16 protein-coding genes are annotated in these 16,798 nt (G+C 66.8%); 10 read left to right on the top strand and 6 right to left on the bottom strand.

The annotated features are described in order from the left end of the window. Positions 1-99 precede the first annotated feature (99 nt). Both DFR49_RS01170 and DFR49_RS01175 read left to right on the top strand, forming a co-directional pair. A complete protein-coding gene (locus tag DFR49_RS01170) occupies positions 100-645 on the top strand; it encodes a gluconate 2-dehydrogenase subunit 3 family protein (protein ID WP_170150889.1) in 546 nt (181 codons plus the stop codon). Next, positions 642-2,348, top strand: a complete 1,707-nt coding sequence (locus tag DFR49_RS01175) for a GMC oxidoreductase (protein ID WP_119034224.1) — start codon at positions 642-644, stop codon at positions 2,346-2,348. The genes DFR49_RS01170 and DFR49_RS01175 overlap by 4 nt, the downstream gene beginning before the upstream one ends. A 20-nt stretch (positions 2,349-2,368) precedes the next feature. Here the strand turns inward: DFR49_RS01175 and DFR49_RS01180 are convergent, their stop codons facing one another. Further along, positions 2,369-3,352, bottom strand: coding sequence for a sugar phosphate isomerase/epimerase family protein (locus tag DFR49_RS01180; RefSeq protein WP_119034225.1), 984 nt, complete (start codon positions 3,350-3,352; stop codon positions 2,369-2,371). A 186-nt stretch (positions 3,353-3,538) separates the two neighbouring features. On the opposite strand from DFR49_RS01180, the gene DFR49_RS01185 reads away from it, so the two are divergent. Both DFR49_RS01185 and DFR49_RS01190 read left to right on the top strand, forming a co-directional pair. Continuing rightward, a complete protein-coding gene (locus DFR49_RS01185) occupies positions 3,539-5,410 on the top strand; it encodes a 2-oxoacid:acceptor oxidoreductase subunit alpha (RefSeq protein WP_119034226.1) in 1,872 nt (623 codons plus the stop codon). A gap of 74 nt (positions 5,411-5,484) precedes the next feature. Continuing rightward, complete coding sequence (locus tag DFR49_RS01190) at positions 5,485-6,516, top strand: 2-oxoacid:ferredoxin oxidoreductase subunit beta (protein ID WP_119034227.1); 1,032 nt, start codon at positions 5,485-5,487, stop codon at positions 6,514-6,516. A gap of 316 nt (positions 6,517-6,832) precedes the next feature. Here the strand turns inward: DFR49_RS01190 and DFR49_RS01195 are convergent, their stop codons facing one another. Continuing rightward, positions 6,833-7,546: an SDR family NAD(P)-dependent oxidoreductase gene (locus DFR49_RS01195; RefSeq protein WP_119034228.1), complete on the bottom strand. Its 714-nt coding sequence runs from the start codon at positions 7,544-7,546 to the stop codon at positions 6,833-6,835. Positions 7,547-7,559: 13 nt separating this feature from the next. After that, positions 7,560-9,020 (bottom strand): amidophosphoribosyltransferase, encoded by a 1,461-nt coding sequence (purF, locus tag DFR49_RS01200; protein WP_119034229.1) that lies wholly within the window; start codon positions 9,018-9,020, stop codon positions 7,560-7,562. A 140-nt stretch (positions 9,021-9,160) separates the two neighbouring features. Between purF and DFR49_RS01205 the strand changes: the two genes are divergently transcribed. The 6 genes from DFR49_RS01205 to DFR49_RS01230 all read left to right on the top strand — a co-directional run bounded on the left by DFR49_RS01205 (position 9,161) and on the right by DFR49_RS01230 (position 13,014). Beyond that, on the top strand, positions 9,161-9,409 hold the full coding sequence (locus tag DFR49_RS01205) for a DUF7218 family protein (protein ID WP_119034230.1): 249 nt from the start codon (positions 9,161-9,163) through the stop codon (positions 9,407-9,409). A gap of 80 nt (positions 9,410-9,489) precedes the next feature. Next, entirely contained in the window at positions 9,490-9,852 is a 363-nt protein-coding gene (hisI, locus tag DFR49_RS01210) for a phosphoribosyl-AMP cyclohydrolase (protein WP_119034231.1), read from the top strand. A 101-nt stretch (positions 9,853-9,953) separates the two neighbouring features. Beyond that, positions 9,954-10,511 (top strand): hypothetical protein, encoded by a 558-nt coding sequence (locus DFR49_RS01215; protein ID WP_245968185.1) that lies wholly within the window; start codon positions 9,954-9,956, stop codon positions 10,509-10,511. Between the two features lie 16 nt (positions 10,512-10,527). Beyond that, the gene (locus tag DFR49_RS01220) at positions 10,528-10,713 is read left to right on the top strand and encodes a hypothetical protein (RefSeq protein WP_119034232.1); all 186 of its coding nucleotides are present in this window, start codon (positions 10,528-10,530) and stop codon (positions 10,711-10,713) included. A gap of 65 nt (positions 10,714-10,778) precedes the next feature. Further along, positions 10,779-11,201: a MerR family transcriptional regulator gene (locus DFR49_RS01225; RefSeq protein ID WP_119034233.1), complete on the top strand. Its 423-nt coding sequence runs from the start codon at positions 10,779-10,781 to the stop codon at positions 11,199-11,201. A 10-nt stretch (positions 11,202-11,211) separates the two neighbouring features. Then, the gene (locus DFR49_RS01230; RefSeq protein WP_119034234.1) at positions 11,212-13,014 is read left to right on the top strand and encodes an acyl-CoA dehydrogenase C-terminal domain-containing protein; all 1,803 of its coding nucleotides are present in this window, start codon (positions 11,212-11,214) and stop codon (positions 13,012-13,014) included. A 116-nt stretch (positions 13,015-13,130) separates the two neighbouring features. Here the strand turns inward: DFR49_RS01230 and DFR49_RS01235 are convergent, their stop codons facing one another. From DFR49_RS01235 to DFR49_RS01245, 3 genes are all read right to left on the bottom strand, one after another. Then, positions 13,131-14,495, bottom strand: a complete 1,365-nt coding sequence (locus DFR49_RS01235; RefSeq protein WP_211325786.1) for a cell wall hydrolase — start codon at positions 14,493-14,495, stop codon at positions 13,131-13,133. 91 nt (positions 14,496-14,586) lie between these two features. Further along, positions 14,587-15,507, bottom strand: coding sequence for a cysteine synthase A (gene cysK / locus DFR49_RS01240; protein WP_119034235.1), 921 nt, complete (start codon positions 15,505-15,507; stop codon positions 14,587-14,589). Next, positions 15,504-16,784 (bottom strand): MFS transporter, encoded by a 1,281-nt coding sequence (locus tag DFR49_RS01245; RefSeq protein WP_119034236.1) that lies wholly within the window; start codon positions 16,782-16,784, stop codon positions 15,504-15,506. The genes cysK and DFR49_RS01245 overlap by 4 nt, the downstream gene beginning before the upstream one ends. Positions 16,785-16,798: the final 14 nt, after the last annotated feature.

The following is a 16,798-nucleotide window of genomic DNA, read 5'->3' on the forward strand; positions in this document are numbered from 1 at the left end:
TGATCTCCGAAAGCGGCGGCCACTTTGTTCGGGTAGGCTCGGCAATACGATGCGCGAACCGGATTCGCGCAAGGCAAGGGGAGAGCAGGCGTGGATCGCGTGAACCGGTTGGAAGGGCTCGATCGCCGCGCGTTGATCCGGCGCGCGCTGCTGCTGGTCGGCGGCGCGGCGCTATCGCTGCCGCGCGCTGTGCTGGCCGGGGAGGGCGCGCCCTATCTGGCGCCCGAGAGGCTCGATACTCTCGCGGCTTATGCCGATAGCCTGATCCCCGCGACCGATACCGCCGGTGCGATCGACGCGGGCGTGCCGCGTACGATCGACGCGATGCTGCGGGACTGGGCGTCGGACAAGACCCGCGCGGATTTCGCCGCGACGCTCGACGCGCTCGACGACGCCGCACGCAGCGCCACAGGCAAGAAGCTTGCTGTGCTTTCGGCCGACCGGCGCGCGCCCGTGGTCGCCGCCTTCGACGCCGACCGGATCGCGGCGCTCGACAGCGCCTATATCAGACTGAGGGAATTGACGCTGATCGCTTATTATCTCTCCGAGCCCGGCGCGACGCAGGAATTGCGCTACGAACTGATCCCCGGCGTGTGGGAAGCGGATATCGCGCTGGGCGACGATCGCCGGGCGTGGGCGGTATGAGGGCGCCTGCGAGCAACCCCACCTTCGATGCGATCGTCGTCGGTTCGGGGATGAGCGGCGGCTGGGCCGCCAAGGAACTCGCCGAACGCGGGCTCAAGGTGCTGGTGATCGAGCGCGGCCGCCATGTCGAGCACGGCGCCGATTATACCGACATGCAGAACCCGTGGGAGGACAAGAACAGGGGCCGCGTCAACGAGGACGAGATCGCGCGCGATTATTCCGTCCAGAGCCGCTGCTACGCGTTCAACACCGCGACCCAGCATTGGTGGGTCAACGATCGCGAGAATCCCTATACCACGCCCGAAGGCCGCCCGTTTTCGTGGATCCGCGGCTATCACCTGGGCGGTCGCTCGCTGATGTGGGGGCGCCAGACCTATCGGTTAAGCGAGATCGATCTCGCCGCGAACGCCGCCGACGGGCATGGGGTCGATTGGCCGATTCGCTACGCCGATCTTGCGCCCTGGTACGATCATGTCGAGCGCTTCGCGGGTATCTCAGGCAAGGCCGAGGGATTGCCCCAGCTCCCCGACGGCGATTTCCTGCCGCCGATGCCGCTGACCGCGATCGAGAAGGATTTCCAGGCCAGGCTCAAGGCGAGATACCCGACGCGGCGGATGACCAACGGCCGCTGCGCACACCTGACGCAGCCGACCGAGGAGCAGCAGGCGCTGGGCCGCGTGCAATGCCAGTATCGCGCGATGTGCGAGCGCGGCTGTTCGTTCGGCGCCTATTTCTCCAGCCTCAGCGCGACGCTTCCCGCCGCGATGGCGACGGGCAACGTCACCGTGCTCACTGACGCGATCGTGGAAAGCGTGGTGTACGATGCCGAGACCGGCCGCGCGACCGGGGTGCGCGTGATCGATCAGAACACCAGGCAGCGTAGCGTCCACGAAGCGCGGATCATCTTCCTCAACGCCTCGACGATCGGGACCGCGCAGATCCTGCTCAACTCCACGTCCGAAGCGTTTCCCCGCGGGCTTGCCAACCGGTCGGATGCGGTCGGGCGCTATCTGCTCGATCACATGACGGGGCTGGGCGCGATGGGCACCTATCCCGGTTTCGACGACAGATATTACCGGGGCCGCCGCCCCAACGGCTTCTACATCGCGCGCTATCGCAACGTGACCGAGCCCGCGGACGGCTATATCCGCGGCTATGCCTATCAGGGCGGATCGTACCGCGAGACATGGCGGCGCGGCGTCGGCGAGGCGGGCGTCGGCACCGCGCTGAAGGAGACGCTGCGCGCGCCGGGCCCGTGGACGATGTGGCTGAGCGGCTTCGGCGAGATGCTGCCGCGCCCCGACAACCGCGTCACGCTGGGCAAGGAGCGGGACCGATGGGGCATCCCGATCGTGGATATCGATTGCACGCTCGGCGACAACGATCACCGGATGATGAAGCAGATCAACGCCGACGCGAAGGAGATGCTGGAAATGGCGGGATGCACCAACATCGTCACCTTCCCCGGCGATCGCAACATCGGGCTCGGCGTGCACGAAATGGGCACCGCGCGGATGGGGCGCGATCCCGCGACGTCGGTGCTCAACGGCTGCAACCAGGCGCACGACGTGCCCAACCTCTTCGTTACCGACGGGGCGTGCATGACGTCGTCGGGCTGCCAGAATCCGTCGCTGACCTATATGGCGATCACCGCGCGCGCCGCACACCATGCGGTCGAGTTCCTGCGCGACGGCAGGATCTGACAGCGGACCATTCGCGCCGGTCAGGCGTCGAGCGTCGCGAGATAGGCGTAGTTGGCGCGCACCGCGTCCAGCCGTGACCCGGCGAAGGGGCCTTCCTGCTCGACATACCAGCCGGTGACACCCGCCGCCTTCGCGGCCGGGAGCAGCGCCGCCCAGTCGAGCACGCCCTGTCCGGGGATGGCGGGCACCTGCTTGAAGGCGTAATTGGGCGCCGTCTCCGGCGCGATGTCCTTCATGTGGATGAGGCGGAAGCGCCCCGGATAGCGTTTGAGGATCGCGATCGGATCGTGCCCTGCCGCTGCGACCCAGCCGGTATCGATCTCGAACGCCACCAGCGCCGGATCGGTATGCCGGACGATCAGGTCGAACCCGGTCGTGTCGCCGACCGGATTGAATTCGAGATTGTGGTTGTGGTGCGCGATGCGCAGCCCGTGCGGCTTGAGCGCGGCGGCCGTCTTGTTGAGCCGGTCGGCATAGCGTTTCCAGTCGTCGGCGGTCATCTCGCCGGCGAGCCGCACGTACCATGCCCCGAGATCCTCGCCCTCGCGCGGGGGACCGAGGCGGCCGGGCAGATCGAACAGGCTCGGCACCAGCCATTCGATCCCGATCGTGCGCGCGGCCTCGATCTGCTCGGCAAGCCCGGTCGTCAGATTGGGGCCGGAGGGTGTGACGAACGACGTCTGCGTGCCGTGCGCGACGAGCCCGGCGCGGCGGAGTGCATCGCGGATCTCGGCCGGCGCGTGATCGGCCATCGGCATCAGTTCGACGGTGCGATAGCCGATCGCGGCGATCGCCCCCAGCGCGGCGTCGAGATCCTTCAGCGCGTCGCTGCCGAGCGTATAGATCTGAAGCCCGATCGCTTCGCCGTCCGGCCCGAAGAAGCGCCGCGACCGCGCCAGCGCGGGGCGCGCGGGGCGCGCGAGGCCCGCGGTGGTCGCAGCTATCATCGATCCCAGCACCTGTCGCCGTCCGAGACGGGGCAGGGCCGGCGACGAGTCGTTCATGATCCTCTCCCTGTCGTTCGGCTATACGGTAGTTCGCGGGCGCGGGCCGGCCAATGATAATGTCGGCTGCGACGCCACCGGGGCGGTGAGAAAAGAACCAGTTGCAGGCGCGTCCGCAAATTCTACTTTGGGTGAGAGCGGCCGCAGGCGTAGAGGCCGGATATCGTTCGCTAGCAGGAAGGTTACATGGCCACCGCCGTCCATCAGGTGACGCCCGAAGAGGCAAACGCCCATCCCCCATCCGAATCGGTCGTCGTGCGCTTCGCGGGCGACAGCGGCGACGGGATGCAATTGACCGGCGGCCAGTTCACCTTGTCGACCGCGCTGGCGGGCAACGACCTGGCGACTTTCCCCGATTTCCCCGCCGAGATTCGCGCGCCGCAAGGCACGCTGTTCGGCGTTTCGGCATTCCAGATCAACTTCGGCTCGGCCTCGATCGAAACCGCGGGCGACGCGCCCGACGTGCTCGTCGCGATGAACCCGGCCGCGCTCAAGACCAATGTCGAGGCGTTGAAGCCCGGCGGGCTGATCATCGCCGACGAGGGCGAGTTCTCCGATCGCAATCTCGCCAAGGCCAAATACGATTCCAACCCGCTGGAGGACGACAGCCTCGCGAAATGGACGCTGATGAAGCTCAACATTTCGCAGCTCACGCTCGATGCGGTGAAGCCGTTCGGGCTCGGCAACAAGGAAGCGCTGCGCTGCAAGAACATGTGGACGCTGGGGCTGGCGCTGTGGATGTTCGATCGCGAGCGGCAGCCCATCGTCGACTGGCTCAAGGCCAAGTTCGCCAAGGTGCCCGAACTCGCCGAAGCCAATATCGCCGCGCTCAACGCCGGCCATGCCTATGGCGAGACGGCGGAGCTGGGCGGGCAGGTGGGGCAGATCAACGTCCCCGCCGCGCACGTCGAGCCGGGGCTCTATCGGACCGTCACCGGCGCGGAATCGATCGCTTACGGGCTGGTCGCGGGCGCACAGCTCGCCAACGTCAAGATGTTCTTCGGCGGCTATCCGATCACGCCGGCCTCGGCGATCCTCCACCATCTGTCGCGGCTGAAGGAATTCGGCATCACGACCTTCCAGGCGGAAGACGAGATCGCCGCGGTCGCAGCTTCGATCGGCGCCTCTTATGGCGGCCAGCTTGGCGTCACCTCGTCGTCCGGCCCGGGCATCGCGCTCAAGACCGAGGCGATCGGGCTGGCGATCATGACCGAATTGCCGCTGGTGATCGTCAATTCGCAGCGCGGCGGTCCCTCGACCGGGCTCCCGACCAAGACCGAGCAATCCGATCTCTATCAGGCCGTCTACGGCAGGAACGGCGACGCGCCGATGCCCGTGATCGCCGCGCGCTCGCCCGCCGACGCGTTCGACTGCGCGATCGAGGCGTGCCGGATCGCGACGCAATATATGACCCCGGTGATGCTGTTGACCGACGGCTATATCGCCAACGCCGCCGAGCCATGGAAAGTGCCTGATATCAGCGGCTACGAGGCATTTCCTGTCAGTTTTCTGGAGGAAGTGCCCGAGGGCGGCTTCCTGCCGTACGGCCGCGACGACAAGCTGGCGCGGCCGTGGGTCAAGCCGGGGACGCCGGGGCTGCTTCACCGTATCGGCGGCATCGAGAAGAAGGCCGGCACCGGCAACATCGAATATTCGCCGGCGAACCACCAGGAAATGACCGACCTGCGCCGCGACAAGGTGGCGGGGATCGCGATCCCCGATCAGCAGGTCGATCTTGGCGAGGAATCGGGCAAGCTGGTGGTGGTTGGCTGGGGCTCGACCTTCGGGCCGATCCATCAGGCGGTGCGGCGCGCGCGCAAGCGCGGGCTCGACGTCAGCCATATCCATCTGCGTCATATCTGGCCGATGCCGAAGAATTTGGAAGGCTTGCTCAAAGGCTTCGAGCGCGTTCTTGTGCCGGAGATGAACACCGGCCAGTTGAAGACGGTGCTGCGCGACCAGTTCCTCGTCGACGCGAAGCCGCTCAACAAGGTCTCGGGCCAGCCGTTCCGGATCGCCGAAATCGAAGCCGCGATCGACGCGGCGCTGGCCACCTGATGCGTCACCCCCGCGCAAGCGGGGGCTCTTGGCCGGGAGAGCCAGCCTTCGCTGGCATGACGTGGAGAAGACGAATGAACGAAATGACCCCCATCAAGACCACGATCAAGGACTGGGAAACGGATCAGGAGGTCCGCTGGTGCCCGGGGTGCGGCGATTATGCGATCCTCAAGGCTGTCCAGCGGACGCTGCCGGAGATCGGCGCCGATCCGGCCAAGACGGTGTTCGTCTCGGGCATCGGCTGTTCGTCGCGGTTTCCCTATTATATGGAGACGTACGGCTTCCACACGATCCACGGCCGCGCGCCGGCGGTGGCGACGGGGGTCAAGCTCGCCAATCCCGATCTCGACGTGTGGATCATCACCGGCGACGGCGACGCGTTGAGCATCGGCGGCAACCACACGATGCACCTGCTGCGGCGCAACCTCGATTGCCAGGTGCTGTTGTTCAACAATGAGATCTACGGGCTTACCAAGGGGCAGTATTCGCCGACGAGCCGCGTCGGCACGCGTAGCCCCTCGACGCCGTTCGGCTCGCTCGATCGGCCGGCGCGGCCGTGCGCGTTCGCGCTCGGTTCGGGCGCGCGGTTCGTGGCGCGCGGGATCGACGTCCACAAGAACCTGCCCAAGGTGCTGAAGGCCGCGCACGCGCACAAGGGCACGGGCTTCATCGAGATTTTCCAGAACTGCATCGTCTATAATGACGACGTGTTCGCGCCCTTCACCGCCAAGCCCAACGCGGCGGCGAACCAATTGTGGGTCGAACACGGCGAGCCGCTGTTGTTCGACGGCGGCACCAAGGGGCTGACGATGGACGTCGCGCACTTGACGCTCAAGGTGGTCGACGTCGTCGACGGCGACTGGAAGGCCGCGGGCGTCATCGTCCACGACCAGACCAATCGCGGGCTTGCGCATATGCTCGTCGAGATGCCGCAGGTGGGCTTCCCGGTGGCGCTCGGCGTGCTCTACGACGATCCCGCGCCGACCTACGAAAGCGCTGTCGTCGAACAGAACCGCGCGGCGAGCGAAGGCAAGGTCGGCGACCTCCAGAAACTGCTCGCCAAGGGCCAGACCTGGCAGGTCGAGAAGGAACCGCACGTCATCTGAGCGCTTGCTTCGGGACGACGAGTGCCAAACTCGCTGTTCTCCCGCGAAAGCGGGAGTCGAGAGTCACAAGAGCCATGTTCGAAGAAGAATTGGTTCACGCGGAGGCGCGGAGACGCGGAGAGACGGCGTGCTTTTGCGTCCGTCTCGCGTCAGCGAGACCGTGAAGATCGAGGCTGCCGGGAAGTGATCGGCCGCTGGTGCGGGCGACGGCGCCGCGAACGATACACCTCCGCGTCTCCGCGTGAATCAATCTTCTGCGCGCCTGTCGGGCTCGGCCCTGGACTCCCGCTTTCGCGGGAGAGCTTGGGTGCGGCAATCAGCCGGCGATCCGCTCGATATGGCCGGTGTCGAAGCCGGCTACCGCCAGGTCGGCGATGCGCTCGCCCACCACGTCGGGGGATTTGAGCGTCTGCGGGTCCTCGCCGGGGAAGGCACGTTCGCGCATCTTGGTGCGGGTGGCGCCCGGATCGACGATCGCGACGCGGACCTTGCTGGTGTTCTCGACCTCGTCGCCATAGGCCATGACGAGGTTCTCGAACGCGGCCTTCGAGGCGCCGTACATGCCCCAGAAGGCGCGCGGGGTGCGAGCGACCGACGAGGTGAGCGCGATCACGCCGGCGCTGTCCGATGCGCGCAGCATCGGATCGAACGCGCCGAGTAGTGCCGCCTGTGCGCTGACGTTGAGCGTCAGCACCTGCGCCAGTTCGCGCGCGTCGAACGCGGGGACGGCGGCCAGCGTGCCGAGCGTCGCGGCGTTGAGCACGAGCAGGTCGAGCGCCTGCCAGCGCTCGCCGAGCGCGATCGCGAGGCGCGCGATACTGTCGTTCTGGGTGAGATCGAGCGGCGCGATCGTCGCGCTGCCCCCGGCGGCGAAGATCGCTTCCTCGACCTGTTCGAGATCGCTCGCGGTGCGCGCGGTGATGACGACATGCGCACCCCTTGCCGCGAGCGCCCTGGCGGTGGCCGCGCCGATCCCGCGGCTGGCGCCGGTGACGAGCGCAACGCGCCCGGAAAGAGGCTGGTCGTTCATTGCGTTACTCGGGTTAATTCACGCGTTCTGCGAGCAACGCAAACTGATCGACCTCGACCGCGTCGTCCTGATCGGTGAGCGTGGTCGGATAGTCGCCGGTGAAGCAGGCGTCGCAATGCGAGGGCCGGATATCGGCGCGGTGCGTTTCGCCTAGCGCCTTGTAGAGCCCGTCGATCGAGACGAAGGCGAGGCTGTCGGCCTGGATGTATCTAGTCATCTCGTCGAGATTCATCTTGGCGGCGAGCAGCTTGGCGCGTTCGGGCGTGTCGACGCCGTAAAAGCACGAATGCCGCGTCGGCGGGCTGGCGATGCGCATATGGACCTCGGCAGCGCCCGCCTCACGCATCATCTGGACGATCTTGAGGCTGGTGGTGCCGCGCACGATCGAATCGTCGATCAACACCACGCGCTGGCCCGCGATCAGCGCGCGATTGGCGTTGTGCTTCAGCTTGACGCCGAGGTGGCGGACCTTGTCGCCCGGCTGGATGAAGGTGCGCCCGACATAATGCGAGCGGATGATCCCCAGTTCGAAGGGAATGTTCGATTCCTGCGCGTAGCCGATCGCCGCCGGAACGCCCGAATCGGGGACGGGGATCACCAGATCGGCCTCGACCGGGCTCTCGATCGCGAGCTGCGCGCCGATCGCCTTCCTGACCGAATAGACTGAGCGATCGTCGGCGATCGAATCGGGGCGCGAGAAATAAACATATTCGAAGATGCACGGCCGCGCCGGCTGGGTGCCGAAGGGGCGGATCGATCGCATGCTCTCGCCCTGGACGACGATCAGCTCGCCCGGCTCGACCGCGCGGTCGAAGGTCGCGCCGACGACGTCGAGCGCCACCGTTTCGGACGCGAAGATCACCGCATCGCCGAGGCGCCCCATGACGAGCGGCCGGATGCCGAGCGGATCGCGGCAGGCGATCAGCCCTTCGGGCGTCATCGCGATCAGCGAATAGGCGCCCTCGACGCGGCGCAGCGCATCGATGAACTTGTCAAGCAGCGTCCGGTAGCTCGAGGTCGCGACGAGATGGATGATCGTCTCGGTATCCGAGGTCGACTGGAAGATCGAGCCCGAGCGGACGAGGTCGCGCCGCAGCCGCATCGCGTTGGAAAGATTGCCGTTGTGCGCGATCGCGAAGCCGCCGGTGGCGAGATCGGCGTAAAGCGGCTGGACGTTGCGGAGCGCGGTCTCCCCCGTCGTCGAATAGCGGACGTGCCCCATCGCGACATTGCCGGGCAGCGCGCGGATCACCTCGTCCTTGTCGAAATTGCCCGCGACATGGCCCATCGCGCGGTGGGTGTGGAAATGCGCGCCGTCGAAGCTGGTGATGCCGGCGGCCTCCTGCCCGCGATGCTGGAGAGCATGGAGACCGAGCGCCACGAGCGCGGCCGCCGAATCGGCAGCGCCCGAAACCCCGAAAACGCCGCACTCTTCGCGCAGCTTGTCGTCATCGAACGGATTGGTGGTCAGCATTGCGGCCCTGGGGGTTGCTGGTGACCGCCATATAGGAGCTGGCCGCGCGTTTGTCGCCCTTTGTCTCGTAATTGTCATGGCCGCCCGAACCAACCCCGCCGTCACCCGTTGGAATCGCGGATAATCGCAGGAGAAGGACGGTGGCGAAGGAACATGAATCGCAGATAAAAGACGACGAAACGTACGAGGCGCTGCGCGACGAGGGCGCGTCGAAGGAGAAGGCGGCGCGAATCGCCAACGCCAGGGCCGCGGGCTCGCTCGATCACCGCGGCACCGATCTCGAGGATCGGACCAAGGAGCAGCTTTACGACGAGGCGAAGCACATCGGGATCGAGGGCCGATCGGAGATGAGCAAGAAGGAGCTGATCGAAGCGATTCGGGATCATTGAGTTTTCGCGAGGGGTAACGGGCTGCGTGCGGGCGCTTTGCCCCGCTACCCCTGCGCCCCAAACCGCGCTAATCCCGCGTCATGGCCGATCACCGCGACACCGGGCTGACGCTCGATCCCAAATTCGACGACAATGGCTTGCTTACCGCGGTCTGCACCGATCGCGCGTCAGGCGAGGTGCTGATGGTCGCGCATATGGACGCCGAGGCATTCGCGGCGACGGTGGCGACGGGCGAGGCGCATTTCTGGTCGCGCAGCCGTAAGGCGCTGTGGAAAAAGGGCGAAAGCTCGGGGAATGTGCTGCGCGTCCACGACATCCGCATCGATTGCGATCAGGATGCGGTGTGGCTGATCTGCGAGCCCGCGGGGCCGGCCTGCCACACTGGGCGACGGAGCTGCTTTTATCGGCGGGTGGATGGCGATCGGCTGGTGCCCGCGACGTGAGGGCGCTGGTCGATCGTTTGAGAAGGCGTCTTTCGGTGCATGGCAGCGCCGGCCCGCTCCCCCACCCGGGCACCCAACACCAGTATTCTATGGGTGGCCGGGTGGGGGAGTGGGCCGGCGCCGCTTCGGAAATCGCTCTTTCGCGATTTCTCAAACAGGCCGCGGCGCTTTTGGCGCTGGCGCTGCTGGCGGGGTGTTCGGATCGCGCGGACGAAGCGAGCGTGGCAAACGCCGGGGCCGGGGGGGATCTGGAGGCGGCGGCGATCGCGGTGGGGGTGATCCCCGATCCGGCAAGCACCGACCCGACCGGACTCTACGCACGGGCGACCGATCGCATCTGCGTGCTGCCCGCGCCGCAGGATTTCATCATCGGCATCGATATGGATTACGGCGACGGCCAGCATTGCACCGCCTCCGGGACTGCGCGCCGAGAAGGGGAATTGCTGCGTGTCACGCTGGCAGGGAACGAGGGGTGCGGGTTCGATGCGCGCTTCGAGGGCGATCGCATCGTACTGCCGGGAACGCTGCCCAAAGGGTGCGCGCATTATTGCACCGGCCGCGCGTCGCTGGCGGGCATGGAGGCCGATCGGCTGAGCGATTCCGCCGCCGAGGCGCGCGCGATGCGCGATGCGAAGGGGCGGCTGCTCTGTGGGGGGTGAGACGATGGATGTTGGAATGATGTGGTGGTCGGCCGCGTGCGCAATCGCTGCGATTTATTGTGTCGTGCGCGGGATCGTCGATCTGCGGCGGAAGCATTATTCTTGGGGCGTCGTGGGGCTGGCGAGCGGCGCAGTGTTGCTGCTTACGCCGGTGCAAACTCACGCGGTGAAGATAGACCTTCCGATCGCCAACCCGCACTGATCGTTATGTGCGGTGCGTCGGAGTGGTTAGTTGACGTTCACGTAAACCGGCGTTAGCTTTTCACCATGCCGAGCATCGCTGCCTATGCGCCGATCGCGCCGCGCCTGGATCGCGAGCATTTCTCGATTTCGGACCTTTCGGCGGAATTCGAGGTCACGCCGCGCGCGCTGCGTTTCTATGAGGACGAAGGGCTGATCGCGCCCGAGCGGCGCGGCACGCAGCGCATCTATTCGCACCGCGATCGCGCGCGGCTCGCGTGGATCCTGCGCGGCAAGCGCGTCGGCTTTTCGCTGGGCGAGATCCGCGAGATGATCGATCTCTACGACCTCGGCGACGGCCGCCGCGTCCAGCGCGACGTGACGATCGCGCGCTGCCGGGAGCGGATCGCGACGCTGACCGCGCAAAAGCACGATATCGACGCCGCGATCGAGGAACTGAACGATTTCGTCGCCTTGCTCGAACAGACGCAGGCGCAAAAGACACGATAAGGATCGAACGATGCCCCAATATACCCCGCCGGTGCGCGACACGCGCTTCATCCTCGATCATGTCGTCGGGCTGGCCGGCCACGCCAATCTGCCGGGATTCGCCAACGCCACCCCCGATGTGGTCGATGCGGTGCTCGACGAGGGCGGCAAGTTCGTCGCCGAGGTGCTGTTTCCGCTCAACCAGCCGGGCGATGCCGAAGGATGCACGCGCCACGACGACGGCAGCGTGACGACGCCCGCGGGGTTCAAGGCGGCGTACGACCAGTTCGTCGAATCGGGCTGGGGCACGCTTTCGGCACCCGAGCAATTCGGCGGACAGGCGATGCCGCACGTCGTCTCGACCGCGTTCCAGGAATATATGATCTCCTCGAACATGGCGTTCGCGATGTATCCGGGGCTGACCCACGGCGCGATCGCGGCGCTGCTCGTCAAGGGCACGCCCGAACAGCAGGCGACCTATGTGCCCAACATGGTCTCGGGGAAGTGGGGCGGGACGATGAACCTGACCGAGCCGCAATGCGGGACCGATCTGGGGCTGATCCGCACCAAGGCCGAGCCGCAGGCCGACGGATCGTTCGCGATCACCGGGACCAAGATATTCATCTCGTCGGGCGAGCACGACCTGACCGAGAATATCATCCACCTCGTCCTCGCCAAGACGCCGGGCGCGCCTGACAGCTCGAAGGGAATTTCGCTGTTCGTGGTGCCCAAGTTCCTCGTCAACGACGATGGCTCGTTGGGCGCGCGCAACGGGGTGTCGTGCGGATCGATCGAGCACAAGATGGGCATCCACGCCAACTCGACCTGCGTGATGAATTACGACGGCGCGACCGGCTGGCTGGTCGGCGAGGAGATGAAGGGGCTCGCCGCGATGTTCATCATGATGAACGCCGCGCGGCTGGGCGTGGGCTTGCAAGGGCTGGGCGTCGCCGAGGTCGCGTATCAGAACGCGGTCCAGTACGCGCAGGACCGGCGGCAGGGGCGCGCGCTCACCGGGCCGGCCGAGCCGACCGAAAAGGCCGATCCGCTGTTCGTCCATCCCGACATTCGGCGGATGCTGATGGATGCCAAGGCGACGATCGAGGGGCTGCGCGCGCTGTGCCTGTGGGGGGCGTTGCAGGTCGATCTCGAACAGGGCGCGGCGAGCGAGGAGGAGCGGCAGGCCGCCGCCGATCTGGTCGGGCTGCTCACCCCCGTCATCAAGGGCTATGGCACCGACAAGGGCTATGACATCGCCACCAACGCGCAGCAGGTGTTTGGCGGGCACGGCTACATCGTCGAATCGGGGATGGAGCAATATGTGCGCGATGCGCGGATCGCGATGATCTACGAAGGCACCAACGGGGTGCAGGCGATGGATCTGGTTGGTCGCAAGCTGGCGCAGAACGGCGGCCGCGCGGTGCAGGCGTTCTTCAAGCTCGTCGCCGAGGAAGCCGCGGCGGCCAAGGATGACGAGGCACTCGCGGGCATTGCGGGCAAGCTGGAAAAGGCGCTCGGCGAACTGCAAGCGGCGACGATGTGGTTCATGGGGCAGGGGATGCAGAACCCCAACCAGGTCGGCGCGGGCGCGCATCCGTACATGCATCTGATGGGGATCGTCGCGCTGGGGCTGATGTGGCTGCGGATGGCCAAAGCGGCGGGCGCGGCGCTGGCGGACGGCGCGGAGGACACCGCATTCCTGGAGGCCAAACGCGTCACCGCACGCTATTTCGCCGATCGTATCATGCCCGAGGCGGACGCGCTGCGCCGCAAGATCGAAGGCGGCAGCGAGGCGATGATGGCCTTGCCGCCGGAGATGTTCGCGGCGGGGTGATCGGTCGCCGTCATCCGGCACCTCCGCTCGTCATCCCCGCGGAATCTCAACCGTAGTGGGTGGGTTGATCGGGGGAGATGGGTCCCCGCTTTCGCGGGGATGACGGGGGCGGCGCGTTACCGCTCCTGCGGCAACGCGATTTGCGGGACGGTGATGGCGGGCGGTTCGTCCTTGCGGCGCACGCCCGCGAGTGGCGTCGGGGCGGGTTTGGCCGGTTGCGCCGCTACCATCGGGATCGGCGCGGTATCGGGGCCGAGATCGCGCAGGAAGATATCCTCCACCTTCTTCGGTGTCGCGGGCATCAGCACTTGCAGCTTCATACACTGGTTGAGCTGCGGCCGATCGAACTCGCCGCAATTCCATAGCGCCTTGTCGTAACCGTTGGCGGTGTCGCGCAGATAGCTGAACGACATCATCGCCACCTGCTGCTGGCTGAGCGGCAGCTTGGCGGGGGTCGCGCTGGCATCGGTCCACGCCATGAACTTGCAATAAGGTCGCGACCCGCACGTCCGCGCCGCGAGCGCGGGATAGGTGGCGGGGGCGATGCTCTTGTCGAGCGTGACGAGGAAACTGTCGGGATCGGCGGCGGTCGAGACCGGCAGTGCGGCATTGTCGAGCGTGGCGGCATCGACGCTGCCCGGCGCACCCATCGCGAGGCCGATCGCGGCGCGGTGCGCGTCGGAAAGCGGCGCGAGTATCGCGATTGCGGGCTCGCTCGACAGGACATCCCGGTTGAAGGCGGGCGGCGTTCCCCACCAGCCGGTCCATCGGAAGAACAGATGGGTGCCCACCGCGGTCACCTTATCCAGGCTCGAACTCCAATAGGGGACCACCCAATCGGTGTGGTAATGCGTCGCATAGCCGACCGCCTTGTCGACATGGCCGGTGAGCGCCGCCTTCGCGACGTCGCGCGCGCGATCCCAGGCCGCGTTGGAGAAGCGCCGCGTGAGCGCGCCGTCGCAGGTGAAGGTGAACTGGCAGCCGGTCGAGCGCTCCGATCCCTGGAAGACGACGCCGCACACCGTCTTGGGGAAGGCGGGGTGGCGGACGCGGTTGAGCACCACCTGCGCGACCGCCTGTTCGCCCTCGGCATCGTCGCCCGCCTCGTAGAGCACCGCCGCGGCGAGACAATCGAGCGCGCGGGCGCGATCGGCGTCGGTATCGGCGGCGGGCAGGCGAAAGGGTTTCGCGGCCGGGTTGGGATCGGTCGAGAACGGCACCGCGGCGTTGATCAGCCGCGCATCGCCGGGCGCGAGGTTGATGTAGGCGACGGGCTCGACCGGTGGCAGTTCGGCCGGCGGCACGACGCGCTGGTGCTTGTGGAGCTTCTTGGCGATCCGGGTCGGCGTCGGCGCGGTCAGCACGATCGCGGTGGGCAGCGCGACCGCGAGCACGGCAACGAGCGCGAGCACCGCCGCCAGCACGGGGTGCGCGCGCGCAAAGCCGGGCGCGGCGGCCCCGGATGGCAGATCGATCGTCATCGGCGCGGGGCTTTACCCGCTAAGAGCATGTTTGGGAAATCGCGGAAGAGCGATTTCCGAGGCGGCACCGGCCCACTCCCAAACAGCGCGCTCAGCGCTCCGGCAGGAAGTCCGGCACCGATAGATAGCGTTCGCCGGTATCGTAATTGAAGCCGAGGATGCGGCTGCCCTTGGGCAGATCGGGGAGTTTCTGCGCGATCGCGGCGAGCGTCGCGCCCGAGGAGATGCCGACAAGCATGCCTTCCTCGCGCGCGGCCTTGAGCGCCATCGCCTTGGCGTCATCGCCCTCGACCTGGATCGTGCCGTCGAGCGCCTGCGTATGCAGGTTCGCCGGGATGAAGCCCGCCGCGAGCCCCTGGATCGGGTGCGGACCGGGCTTGCCGCCGGAGATGACCGCCGATTGGGTCGGCTCGACTGCATAGACTTTCAGGCCGGGCCAATGCCGCTTGAGCGTTTCGGCGACCCCGGTGATGTGGCCGCCGGTGCCGACGCCGGTGATGATGACGTCGATCGGCGTGTCGCGGAAATCCTCGAGGATCTCGCCCGCGGTGGCGCGGGCGTGGATCTCGACATTGGCCGGGTTCTCGAATTGCTGCGGCATCCAGCCGCCCTCGGTCGCCTCGACCAGTTCGATCGCGCGCTCGATCGCGCCTTTCATGCCCTTTTCCCTGGGCGTCAGATCGAAGGTCGCGCCATAGGCGAGCATCAGCCGGCGGCGTTCGAGCGACATGCTCTCGGGCATGACGAGGATGAGCTTGTAGCCCTTGACCGCTGCGACCATCGCGAGGCCGACCCCGGTGTTGCCGCTGGTCGGTTCGATGATCGTGCCGCCGGGCCGGAGGCTGCCGTCCTGTTCGGCGGCCTCGACCATCGCCAGGGCGATCCGGTCCTTGATCGATCCGCCCGGGTTCGCGCGCTCGGACTTGATCCACACTTCCGCGCCGGGGAACAGTTTCTGCATGCGGATGTGCGGCGTGTTGCCGATCGTCTCCAGGATCGTGTCGGCTTTCATGGCTGGGTCACTCCCTTTTCCGGTCCGAGATCGACGATGTCGGGCGGATCGAAGGTCTTTGCAAGTTTCAACTCGGGAAAGAGTCGCGACCAGACCAGCGTGATCGCGATTGCCGCGACGCCGCCGACCGCAACCGCGGCGACGGGGCCGAGCAGCGACGCCATCAGCCCCGTCTCCGCCTCGCCCAGTTCGTTCGAGGCCGAGACGGTGAGCTGGGAAACGGCACCGACGCGGCCGCGCATCTCATCGGGGGTGTGAAGCTGGATGAGCGACTGGCGCACGTAAACCGAAACGATATCGGCGCCGCCCGCGACGATCAGCGCGGCAAGGCTGAGCGGGAACCAGGTCGACAGGCCGAAAGTGAGGATCGCGGCGGCGAAGATCAGCACCGCGGCGAGCATCTTGACCCCGACGTTGGATTTCATCGGCCAGATCGAGAACCAGACCGAGCCGATCGCGGCGCCGATCCCCATGCCGGCGGCGAGCACGCCCAGGCCCGTCGCGCCGACGTGGAGGATGTCGCGGGCATAGACCGGCAGCAGCGCGGTCGCGCCGGCGAGCAGGACGACGAACAGATCGAGCGTGATCGCGGCGAGCACCAGCCGGTTGTTGCGGACATAATTGAAGCCGTCGGCGATGCGCTGAAGCGGATGACGGTGCTTCTGCACTGCCGGCTGCGGCACCTCGCCGATCAGGAAGATCATGCCGAGCGCGAAGGCGAACATGACGGAAATCGTGCCGTAGGCGATATCGGGATGGATCGCGTAGAGCACGCCGCCGACGCTGGGGCCGGCGATCGTGCCGGTCTGCCAGGCGATCGAGCTGACGGCGATCGCGGTCGGCAGGCTCTCGCGCGGGACGAGATTGGGGGCGAGCGCCGAATAGGCCGGCCCCGAAAAGGCGCGCGCGACGCCGACGAAGCCGGCAGCGAGGAACAGGAAAGGCAGCGACAGGTCGCCCGCGGCGGTGAGCAGCCCCAGCATCGCGGCGTTGAGCGTGAGCAGGGCGGTGGTGCCGCGCACGATCCAGCGCCGGTCGAACGTGTCCGCGATCAGGCCGACCACCGGCGTCAGCAGGAATAGCGGCACGAACTGCACCAGGCCGATCATGCCGAGCAGAAACGCCGATTCCCTGATGCTGTGGGTTTGGCGGGCGATCTCATAGACCTGCCAGCCGATGATGATCGCCTGCGCGCTGATCGCGATCGTGCCGGAAAAGCGCGACAGCCAGTAAGCGCGGAAGTTGGCGATACGCAGGGGATGGACGGGCGCGGACATGCGCGAGCCCTTTA

Source organism: Hephaestia caeni (assembly GCF_003550065.1).
GTDB lineage: Bacteria > Pseudomonadota > Alphaproteobacteria > Sphingomonadales > Sphingomonadaceae > Sphingomonas > Sphingomonas caeni_A.

What these genes read in the sequence shown, in the direction of transcription:
- DFR49_RS01175 (WP_119034224.1), top strand. Translation starts at nt 642, where the DNA reads ATGAGGGCGCCTGCGAGCAACCCCACCTTCGATGCGATCGTCGTCGGT.
- DFR49_RS01180 (WP_119034225.1), bottom strand. Translation starts at nt 3,352, where the DNA reads ATGAACGACTCGTCGCCGGCCCTGCCCCGTCTCGGACGGCGACAGGTG.
- DFR49_RS01185 (WP_119034226.1), top strand. Translation starts at nt 3,539, where the DNA reads ATGGCCACCGCCGTCCATCAGGTGACGCCCGAAGAGGCAAACGCCCAT.
- DFR49_RS01190 (WP_119034227.1), top strand. Translation starts at nt 5,485, where the DNA reads ATGAACGAAATGACCCCCATCAAGACCACGATCAAGGACTGGGAAACG.
- DFR49_RS01195 (WP_119034228.1), bottom strand. Translation starts at nt 7,546, where the DNA reads ATGAACGACCAGCCTCTTTCCGGGCGCGTTGCGCTCGTCACCGGCGCC.
- purF (WP_119034229.1), bottom strand. Translation starts at nt 9,020, where the DNA reads ATGCTGACCACCAATCCGTTCGATGACGACAAGCTGCGCGAAGAGTGC.
- hisI (WP_119034231.1), top strand. Translation starts at nt 9,490, where the DNA reads ATGGCCGATCACCGCGACACCGGGCTGACGCTCGATCCCAAATTCGAC.
- DFR49_RS01220 (WP_119034232.1), top strand. Translation starts at nt 10,528, where the DNA reads ATGATGTGGTGGTCGGCCGCGTGCGCAATCGCTGCGATTTATTGTGTC.
- DFR49_RS01225 (WP_119034233.1), top strand. Translation starts at nt 10,779, where the DNA reads ATGCCGAGCATCGCTGCCTATGCGCCGATCGCGCCGCGCCTGGATCGC.
- DFR49_RS01230 (WP_119034234.1), top strand. Translation starts at nt 11,212, where the DNA reads ATGCCCCAATATACCCCGCCGGTGCGCGACACGCGCTTCATCCTCGAT.
- DFR49_RS01235 (WP_211325786.1), bottom strand. Translation starts at nt 14,495, where the DNA reads ATGACGATCGATCTGCCATCCGGGGCCGCCGCGCCCGGCTTTGCGCGC.
- cysK (WP_119034235.1), bottom strand. Translation starts at nt 15,507, where the DNA reads ATGAAAGCCGACACGATCCTGGAGACGATCGGCAACACGCCGCACATC.
- DFR49_RS01245 (WP_119034236.1), bottom strand. Translation starts at nt 16,784, where the DNA reads ATGTCCGCGCCCGTCCATCCCCTGCGTATCGCCAACTTCCGCGCTTAC.